This is a genomic window from Pseudonocardia sulfidoxydans NBRC 16205, assembly GCF_007989085.1.
GTDB classification, from domain to species: domain Bacteria; phylum Actinomycetota; class Actinomycetes; order Mycobacteriales; family Pseudonocardiaceae; genus Pseudonocardia; species Pseudonocardia sulfidoxydans.
Genome location: NZ_BJVJ01000070.1, coordinates 20,946 through 29,078, shown reverse-complemented (window position 1 = coordinate 29,078; position 8,133 = coordinate 20,946). Strand labels below are relative to the sequence as shown.

Sequence of the window (8,133 nt, the reverse complement as noted above, 5' to 3'; positions counted from 1 at the left end):
CAGAACGAGTCGCACGCGAAACCAACCTCCCTGAGAACACGATCGCGGTGGTGCCGGACGTCGCCGGCGGGGTGCGGCGAGCGGCGGGACGGGACAGCGCGCGGCTGCGGGTGACGCGCCGCGCCGACTGCCGTCCATCGCACCTTAACGCAGGAAACCCTCGTAGTTCCGCTGCATGAGCTGGCTCTCGATCTGTTTCACGGTGTCGAGGCCCACGCCGACCATGATCAGCACGGCGGTACCGCCGAACGGGAAGTTCTGGTTCTGCCCGCTGCCGGTGATGCCGAGGAAGAAGTTCGGCAGCACCGCGATGATGCCCAGGTACAGCGATCCCGGCAGTGTGATGCGGGAGAGCACGAAGTTCAGGTACTCCGCGGTCGGCCTGCCCGGGCGGATGCCGGGGATGAAGCCGCCGAACTTCTTCATCTCCTCGGCCCGCTCCTCGGGACTGAACGTGATGCCGACGTAGAAATACGTGAAGAAGATGATCAGTGCGACGTACAGCAGGATGTGCAACCAGTTCGACTGGTCGACGAGGTAGGTCGCGACGAAGCGCTGGAACCAGCTGTCGCCGCTGCCCGCGAGCTGCGCGATCAGGCTGGGCAGGTACAGCAGCGAGCTGCCGAAGATGACCGGGATGACGCCGGCCTGGTTGACCTTGAGCGGCAGGTACGTCGACGTGCCGCCGTACATGCGCCGGCCCACCATGCGCTTGGCGTACTGCACCGGGATGCGGCGCTGGCCCTGCTCGACGAACACTACGCTCGCGATGATGGCCAGGCCGAACACGCAGACACCGGCGAAGACCAGGCCGCCGGAGCTGTCGAGGATGTTCTTGCCCTCGGCCGGGATGCGGTGCGCGATCGAGGCGAAGATCAGCAGCGACATGCCGTTGCCGATGCCGCGCTCGGTGACCTGCTCGCCCAGCCACATGACGACGGCACAGCCGGCGGTCATCACGATGACCATGACGGCGAGGGTGAAGATGCTCTGGTCCGGGATGACCGGGACGTTGCAGCCCTGGAACAGCACGCCGCGCACCGCGAGGGCCACGATGCCCGTGGCCTGCAGGATCGCCAGGGCGATCGTGAGGTAGCGGGTGTACTGGGTCAGCTTGGCCTGACCCGACTGCCCTTCCTTCTTCAGCTGCTCGAACCGCGGGATGACCACGGTGAGCAGCTGGACGATGATGCTCGCCGTGATGTACGGCATGATCCCGAGCGCGAGGATCGACAGCTGCAGGAGCGCGCCGCCCGAGAACAGGTTGATGAGCGAGTAGACGCCCGAGTTCGCGCCGCCCTCGACGGCGGCGATGCACTGCTGGACGTTCGGGAAGGACACCCCGGGCGACGGGATGTTCGCCCCCAGGCGGTAGACCGCGACGACACCCAGCGTGAAGAGGATCTTCTTCCGTAGGTCTGGCGTCGTCAGTGCTGACCGGAACGCGCTGAGCACTCGGGCCCCTCCTACTACGTCGGCGGCGGACCGCCGGTTGCCGGCTTCACCGGCTGCTGGTGGGGCCTGCGGCGCCGGGCCCCTGGACGGGGCCGAGACGGCCGGCTACGGCCCGGCGAACGCGCACCGCTGGTGCGAGTGGCGGACTCGAGCGACTCTAACAGCGGCGACGCCGCCCGCTCCCGCGCCCCGTACTCGACGGGGACGACGCGGGAACGAGCGGCGTCGGCCTGCTCACAGCTCGGTGGCGGACCCGCCGGCTGCGACGATCTTCTCCTTGGCACTGCCGGAGAACTTGTGCGCGGTGACGGTGAGCGCGACACCGTCGAGCTCCCCGGTGCCGAGCACCTTGACCAGCTCGTTGCGGCGGACCGCACCGGCGGCGACGAGCTCGGCCGGGCCGACCTCGCCACCCTCCGGGAAGAGCACCGCGAGGTCGCCGACGTTCACGACCTGGTACTCGACGCGGAAGCGGTTCTTGAAGCCCTTGAGCTTGGGCAGCCGCATGTGCAACGGCATCTGCCCGCCCTCGAAGGCCGGGGAGACCGTCTTGCGCGCCTTCGTGCCCTTGGTACCGCGGCCCGCGGTCTTGCCCTTGGAGCCCTCACCGCGACCGACACGGGTCTTCGCGGTCTTGGCGCCGGGGGCCGGACGCAGGTCGTGGATCTTGATGGACTCGGTCATCAGGAACCGACCTCCTCCACCGTCACGAGGTGCCGCACGGTGTTGATCATGCCGCGGACCTGGGGGTTGTCGTCCCACTCCGCGGACTGACGGATCTTGCGAAGCCCGAGGGACTTCAAGGTCTCGCGCTGGTTCTGCTTGCGCCCGATGGCGCTGCGGACCTGCGTGACCTTCAGCTTCTTAGCCTGCGAGTCAGTCGATGCAGCCACGTCGCTCACACCCTCGCAGCCGCGGCGGCCTCGGCACGCGCACGGAGCATGGCGGCCGGGGCGACGTCCTCCAGCGGCAGGCCGCGGCGGGCCGCGACCTCCTCCGGACGCTGGATCATCTTGAGCGCCGCGATCGTCGCGTGCACGACGTTGATCGCGTTGTCGCTGCCGAGCGACTTCGACAGGATGTCGTGGATGCCGGCGCACTCCAGGACCGCGCGGACCGGGCCACCGGCGATGACACCGGTACCGGGGCTCGCGGGGCGCAGCATGACCACACCCGCGGCCGCCTCGCCCTGGACCCGGTGCACGATCGTGCCGCCGATGCGCGGGACGCGGAAGAAGTTCTTCTTCGCCTCCTCGACACCCTTGGCGATCGCCGCCGGGACCTCCTTGGCCTTGCCGTAGCCGACGCCCACGAGGCCGTCGCCGTCGCCCACGATCATCAGCGCGGTGAAGCTGAAGCGCCGACCACCCTTGACGACCTTGGCCACGCGGTTGATCGTGACCAGTCGCTCGATGTACGGGGTCTTGTCCTGGGCCGCCCCGCCACGGCCTCCGTCGCGGCGGTCCCGGCGGTCGCGGTTGTCGCCGCTGCCGCCACCGGGGCCTCCGCCGTCACGCCGCGTACGTCCCGGCATCAGACGTTCCCTTCAGTGTGCTTCATGGTCATCAGAACTCCAGCCCGCCCTCGCGGGCGGCGTCGGCCAGAGCTGCGATCCGGCCGTGGTAGCCGTTGCCGCCGTGGTCGAAGACGACCGCGTCGACACCGGCGGCCTTGGCGCGGGCCGCGATGAGCTCGCCCACCTTGGCCGCCTTGGCCTTCTTGTCGCCCTCCAGCGACGCCACGTCGGCGTCGAGGGTCGAGGCCGACGCCAGCGTGTGGCCGGCCAGGTCGTCGATCAGCTGCACGAACATGTGCCGCGAGCTGCGCTTGACCGCGAGCCGGGGACGGGTCGCCGTGCCGTTGATCTTCTTCCGCAGCCGGGCGTGCCGACGCGTACGCGCCACCCGCCGGGTGCTGGAGATGTTCGACGCGGCCCGCTTCTTGGCGTTGGCCGAGATCGTCTCTGTCTGAGCCATCACTTACCCGTCTTCCCGACCTTGCGGCGGACGACCTCGCCCGCGTACCGCACACCCTTGCCCTTGTACGGCTCGGGCTTGCGGATCTTGCGGATGTTCGCGGCGGTCTCGCCCACGAGCTGCTTGTCGATACCCGCCACCGAGAACTTGGTGGGGGACTCGACGGCGAACGTGATGCCCGCGGGCGGCGTGACGACGACCGGGTGGCTGAAGCCGAGCGCGAACTCGAGGTTCGACCCCTTCAGCGCGACGCGGTAACCGACACCGACGATCTCGAGCTTCTTCTCGTAGCCGGCGGTGACGCCGATGACGAGGTTGTTGACGAGAGTGCGCGTCAGGCCGTGGTAGGCCTTCGACTTGCGCTCGTCGTCCGGACGCTTCACGACCACGACGCCGTCGTCACCGCGCTCGACGGTGATCGGCTCGATCACGGTGTGCGACAGGGTGCCCTTGGGGCCCTTGACCGTGACGGTGCGGCCCTCGATGGCCACGTCGACGCCCGACGGAACGGTGATCGGCAGTTTCCCGATGCGCGACATCGCTACTTCTCCCTTCTCACCAGACGTAGGCGAGGACTTCCCCGCCCACGCCGTCCCGGTTTGCCTGGCGGTCGGTCAGCAGACCCTTCGACGTCGAGATGATCGCGACGCCGAGGCCCCCGAGGACCCGCGGCAGGTTGGTGGACTTCGCGTAGACCCGCAGGCCGGGCTTGGAGACCCGGCGCACACCGGCGATGCTGCGCTCGCGGTTGCGGCCGTACTTGAGCTCGATCACGAGGGCCTTGCCGACCTCGGCGTCCTCGGTGTGGTGCGACGCGATGTAGCCCTCCTTCTGAAGGATCTCCGCAATGGCGACCTTCAGCTTGGAGTGCGGCATCACGACGCGGTCGTGGTATGCCGAGTTCGCGTTCCGCAGACGGGTGAGCATGTCTGCGATCGGATCGGTCATCGTCATGGTGACGTCACTACTTTCCCGCCCTGGTTCCCCCTGGCCCAGAGAACTGGGCGCCGTCGGGGGCCTGTGGCGATCAGGAAAAGCAGCTGGTGATTACCAGCTGGACTTGCTGACGCCGGGCAGCTCGCCGGCGTGCGCCATCTGGCGCACGCAGACGCGGCAGAGCCCGAACTTGCGCAGGACCGCACGCGGGCGGCCGCACTTCTGGCAACGTGTGTAGCCGCGGACCTTGAACTTCGGGGTCTTGGCGGCCTTGATCACCAACGCCTTCTTGGCCATGGTGGGTCAGCTCTCCTTGAAGGGGAAGCCGAGCTTGCGCAGCAGCTCCCGGCCTTCCTCGTCGGTGGTCGCCGTCGTCACGACCGTGATGTCCATGCCGCGCGGACGGTCGATCGAGTCGGGGTCGATCTCGTGGAACATCGACTGCTCCGTGAGACCGAAGGTGTAGTTGCCCCGCCCGTCGAACTGCGTGGCCGACAGCCCGCGGAAGTCGCGGATACGGGGCAGCGCGATCGTCAGCAGACGGTCGAGGAACTCCCACATCCGGTCGCCGCGCAGGGTGACCTTCGCGCCGATCGGCATGCCCTCGCGCAGCTTGAACTGCGCGATCGACTTCGTGGCGCGGCGGACCTGCGGGCGCTGGCCGGTGATCGCGGCGAGGTCGCGGACGGCCCCGTCGATCAGCTTCGCGTCACGGGCGGCGTCGCCGACACCCATGTTCACGACGACCTTGACGACGCCCGGGATCTGCATGACGTTCGCGTAGGAGAACTGCTCGCGCAGCTGGCCCTTGATCTCGTCGCGGTAGCGCTGCTTGAGCCGCGGCGTCACCTTCTCGGCGGTCGTCATGTCAGATCTCCTTCCCGGTGCGGCGGGAGATCCGGACGCGCTTGGCCTTGCCGCCGTCCTCGGACTCGACGACCTTCTTGCCGACGCGGGTCGGCTTGCCGTCGGAGTCGACGACCATCACGTTCGAGACGTGGATGGCGGCCTCCTGCGTCACGATGCCGCCGGACTGCGCGCCGCGCTGGTTCTGGCTGACGCGCGTGTGCTTCTTGATCCTGTTGACCCCCTCGACGAGGACGCGGTCGCGGTCGGGGTAGGCCTGGATGACCTTGCCCCGCGCGCCCTTGTCCTTGCCGGCGATCACCAGGACGGTGTCACCCTTCTTGACCTTCATCTCTCACAACACCTCCGGGGCGAGGGAGATGATCTTCATGAACCGCTTGTCGCGCAGCTCGCGACCGACCGGGCCGAAGATGCGGGTCCCCCGCGGCTCACCGTCGGCCTTGATCAGGACGGCGGCGTTCTCGTCGAACCGGATGTAGCTGCCGTCCGGACGACGCTTCTCCTTGACGGTGCGCACGACGACGGCCTTGACGACGTCACCGCGCTTCACACCGGCTCCGGGGATGGCTTCCTTCACCGTGGCGACGATGGTGTCGCCGATCCCCGCGTAACGACGCGACGAACCGCCCAGCACCCGGATGCACAGGATCTCCTTGGCACCGGTGTTGTCGGCGACGCGCAGACGCGACTCCTGCTGGATCACTTCGCCTTCTCCAGGATCTCGACCAGGCGCCAGCGCTTCGTGGCCGACAGCGGTCGGGTCTCCATCAGGCGGACGCGGTCGCCGACGCCGGCCGTGTTGGCCTCGTCGTGCGCCTTGACCTTGCTGGTCCGCCGGATGACCTTGCCGTAGAGCGGGTGCTTCACGCGGTCCTCGAGCGAGACGACGATCGTCTTGTCCATCTTGTCGGACACGACGAGTCCCTCGCGGACCTTGCGCTCCCCGCGCTGCTCGCTCATGCTGCGCCCTCGTTGTCGGTCGGGGCGACGGACAGGCCCAGCTCACGCTCACGCATCACCGTGTAGATGCGCGCGATGTCGTGGCGGACGGTCCGCAGCCGCCGGTTGTTGTCCAGCTGCCCGGTCGCCATCTGGAATCGGAGGTTGAACAGCTCCTCCTTGGACTCCTTGACGCGCAGCACGAGCTCCTCGTCGGTCAGCTCACGCAGCTCGGCAGCGGTGGTACCCGCGGAGGCCATCAGATGTCACCACCCTCGCGGGTCACGATCCGGCACTTCATGGGCAGCTTGTGGATGGCGCGACGCAGCGCCTCACGAGCCGTCTGCTCGTTCGGGAAGCTCATCTCGAAGAGCACCCGTCCGGGCTTCACGTTGGTCACCCACTTCTCCGGCGAGCCCTTACCGGAACCCATGCGGGTCTCGGCGGGCTTCTTGGTCAGCGGCCGGTCCGGGAAGACGTTGATCCACACCTTGCCACCACGGCGGATGTGCCGGTTGATGGCGATACGGGCGGACTCGATCTGCCGGTTCGTCACGTAGGCGGGCTCGAGGGCCTGGATGCCGTAGTCACCGAAGGTGACGCGGGTCCCACCCGTCGAGGCGCCGGTGCGGTGCGGCCGGTGCTGCTTGCGGTGCTTCACCTTGCGCGGGATCAGCATGGCTCAGGACTCCCCACCGGTGCTCGGGGCCTCGGTGGTGGCCACCGAACCCCCGCCGGCCTGCTCCGCTGCGGCGCGCCCGGCGTCGGTGCTCGTCGCCGTGGTGCCGGAGGCACCGGAACGGCGGCGGGCGGGACGCTCACGGCGCGGGCCACCACGACCCGGCTCGGCGGCGGCGGGCGCGCCCTCACGGCGGCCACCGACGACGTCACCCTTGTAGATCCAGACCTTCACGCCGATCCGGCCGAAGGTCGTGCGGGCCTCGAACAGGCCGTAGTCGATGTCCGCGCGCAGCGTGTGCAGCGGGACACGACCCTCGCGGTAGAACTCCGAGCGCGACATCTCCGCACCGCCGAGGCGGCCCGAGCACTGCACCCGGATGCCCTTGACCTGCGGGCTGCGCATGGCCGACTGGATGGCCTTGCGCATCGCGCGACGGAAGGCGACGCGGTTGGACAGCTGCTCGGCGACGCCCTGCGCGACGAGCTGCGCGTCGGACTCCGAGTTCTTGACCTCGAGGATGTTGAGCTGGACCTGCTTCTTGGTCAGCTTCTCGAGGGCGCCGCGGATGCGGTCGGCCTCCGCGCCGCGGCGGCCGATGACGATGCCCGGACGCGCGGTGTGGATGTCGACGCGGACCCGGTCGCGGGTGCGCTCGATCTCGACCTTGGAGATGCCGGCCCGCTCCATGCCCTTGGAGAGCAGGCGACGGATCTCGACGTCTTCCTTCACGTACTCCGCGTACTGCTTGTCCGCGTACCAGCGGGACTTCCAGTCCGTGGTGATGCCGAGCCGGAACCCGTGCGGGTTGATCTTCTGCCCCATCAGCGGGCCCTCCCCTTCGCACCACGAGCGCGACCGCCGGCCTTGGCGACCGGACGCGACTCGACCTCGATGGTGATGTGGCTCGTCCGCTTGCGGATCCGGTACGCGCGACCCTGCGCACGCGGCCGGATGCGCTTGAGCGTCGGGCCCTCGTCGACGTAGGCGACCGCGACGACGAGCGTCTCCGGGTCCATGTCGAAGTTGTTCTCGGCGTTGGCCGCGGCGCTCGCCACGACCTTGGCCACCGGCTCCGCGGCGGCCTGCGGCGAGAACCGCAGGACGCTCAGAGCCTCGGCGACCGGACGCCCCTTGATCAGCTCGACCACACGCCGCACCTTCGTCGGCGACATGCGGACGAACCTCGCCCTGGCGAACGCGCGAGCAGGCTCGAGCGCGGCGCCGGCGGTGTCCTGGCTGTCGTCAGCCATGTCTCTCCACCTCTCCTAGTCGCTACTC

The 8,133-nt window shown here is 68.7% G+C and carries 16 protein-coding genes; all 16 read right to left on the bottom strand.

Translation table 11 applies throughout. The features are described 5' to 3' along the window. Window positions 1–144: 144 nt before the first annotated feature. On the bottom strand, window positions 145–1,455 hold the full coding sequence (gene secY, locus PSU4_RS24750) for a preprotein translocase subunit SecY (RefSeq protein WP_147113192.1): 1,311 nt from the start codon (window positions 1,453–1,455) through the stop codon (window positions 145–147). A 234-nt stretch (window positions 1,456–1,689) separates the two neighbouring features. After that, the gene (rplO, locus tag PSU4_RS24745) at window positions 1,690–2,139 is read right to left on the bottom strand and encodes a 50S ribosomal protein L15 (protein WP_147113190.1); all 450 of its coding nucleotides are present in this window, start codon (window positions 2,137–2,139) and stop codon (window positions 1,690–1,692) included. Beyond that, window positions 2,139–2,348 (bottom strand): 50S ribosomal protein L30, encoded by a 210-nt coding sequence (gene rpmD, locus PSU4_RS24740; protein WP_147113187.1) that lies wholly within the window; start codon window positions 2,346–2,348, stop codon window positions 2,139–2,141. The genes rplO and rpmD overlap by 1 nt, the downstream gene beginning before the upstream one ends. A gap of 5 nt (window positions 2,349–2,353) precedes the next feature. Then, the gene (gene rpsE / locus PSU4_RS24735) at window positions 2,354–2,989 is read right to left on the bottom strand and encodes a 30S ribosomal protein S5 (RefSeq protein ID WP_147113185.1); all 636 of its coding nucleotides are present in this window, start codon (window positions 2,987–2,989) and stop codon (window positions 2,354–2,356) included. Window positions 2,990–3,020: 31 nt separating this feature from the next. After that, entirely contained in the window at window positions 3,021–3,431 is a 411-nt protein-coding gene (gene rplR, locus PSU4_RS24730; RefSeq protein WP_147113182.1) for a 50S ribosomal protein L18, read from the bottom strand. After that, a complete protein-coding gene (rplF, locus tag PSU4_RS24725) occupies window positions 3,431–3,970 on the bottom strand; it encodes a 50S ribosomal protein L6 (protein ID WP_147113179.1) in 540 nt (179 codons plus the stop codon). The genes rplR and rplF overlap by 1 nt, the downstream gene beginning before the upstream one ends. A gap of 16 nt (window positions 3,971–3,986) precedes the next feature. After that, window positions 3,987–4,385 (bottom strand): 30S ribosomal protein S8, encoded by a 399-nt coding sequence (rpsH, locus tag PSU4_RS24720; protein WP_147113176.1) that lies wholly within the window; start codon window positions 4,383–4,385, stop codon window positions 3,987–3,989. Between the two features lie 93 nt (window positions 4,386–4,478). Beyond that, window positions 4,479–4,664 (bottom strand): type Z 30S ribosomal protein S14, encoded by a 186-nt coding sequence (locus tag PSU4_RS24710; RefSeq protein WP_147113170.1) that lies wholly within the window; start codon window positions 4,662–4,664, stop codon window positions 4,479–4,481. Window positions 4,665–4,670: 6 nt separating this feature from the next. After that, window positions 4,671–5,234, bottom strand: a complete 564-nt coding sequence (rplE, locus tag PSU4_RS24705; RefSeq protein WP_147113167.1) for a 50S ribosomal protein L5 — start codon at window positions 5,232–5,234, stop codon at window positions 4,671–4,673. 1 nt (window position 5,235) lies between these two features. Further along, window positions 5,236–5,565 (bottom strand): 50S ribosomal protein L24, encoded by a 330-nt coding sequence (gene rplX, locus PSU4_RS24700; protein ID WP_147113164.1) that lies wholly within the window; start codon window positions 5,563–5,565, stop codon window positions 5,236–5,238. A 3-nt stretch (window positions 5,566–5,568) separates the two neighbouring features. Beyond that, on the bottom strand, window positions 5,569–5,937 hold the full coding sequence (rplN, locus tag PSU4_RS24695; RefSeq protein WP_147113161.1) for a 50S ribosomal protein L14: 369 nt from the start codon (window positions 5,935–5,937) through the stop codon (window positions 5,569–5,571). Beyond that, window positions 5,934–6,194 (bottom strand): 30S ribosomal protein S17, encoded by a 261-nt coding sequence (gene rpsQ, locus PSU4_RS24690; protein ID WP_147113158.1) that lies wholly within the window; start codon window positions 6,192–6,194, stop codon window positions 5,934–5,936. Before rpsQ ends, rplN begins: the two co-directional genes overlap by 4 nt. Continuing rightward, window positions 6,191–6,433 (bottom strand): 50S ribosomal protein L29, encoded by a 243-nt coding sequence (rpmC, locus tag PSU4_RS24685; protein WP_098958577.1) that lies wholly within the window; start codon window positions 6,431–6,433, stop codon window positions 6,191–6,193. Before rpmC ends, rpsQ begins: the two co-directional genes overlap by 4 nt. Continuing rightward, window positions 6,433–6,852 (bottom strand): 50S ribosomal protein L16, encoded by a 420-nt coding sequence (gene rplP / locus PSU4_RS24680; protein WP_013677458.1) that lies wholly within the window; start codon window positions 6,850–6,852, stop codon window positions 6,433–6,435. Before rplP ends, rpmC begins: the two co-directional genes overlap by 1 nt. Before the next feature lie 3 nt (window positions 6,853–6,855). Further along, window positions 6,856–7,677 (bottom strand): 30S ribosomal protein S3, encoded by an 822-nt coding sequence (gene rpsC, locus PSU4_RS24675; RefSeq protein ID WP_147113156.1) that lies wholly within the window; start codon window positions 7,675–7,677, stop codon window positions 6,856–6,858. After that, window positions 7,677–8,105 carry a 50S ribosomal protein L22 gene (rplV, locus tag PSU4_RS24670; protein ID WP_147113154.1) on the bottom strand — a complete coding sequence of 143 codons (429 nt, stop codon included), beginning with the start codon at window positions 8,103–8,105 and terminating at the stop codon, window positions 7,677–7,679. The genes rpsC and rplV overlap by 1 nt, the downstream gene beginning before the upstream one ends. Between the last annotated feature and the right edge of the window lie 28 nt (window positions 8,106–8,133).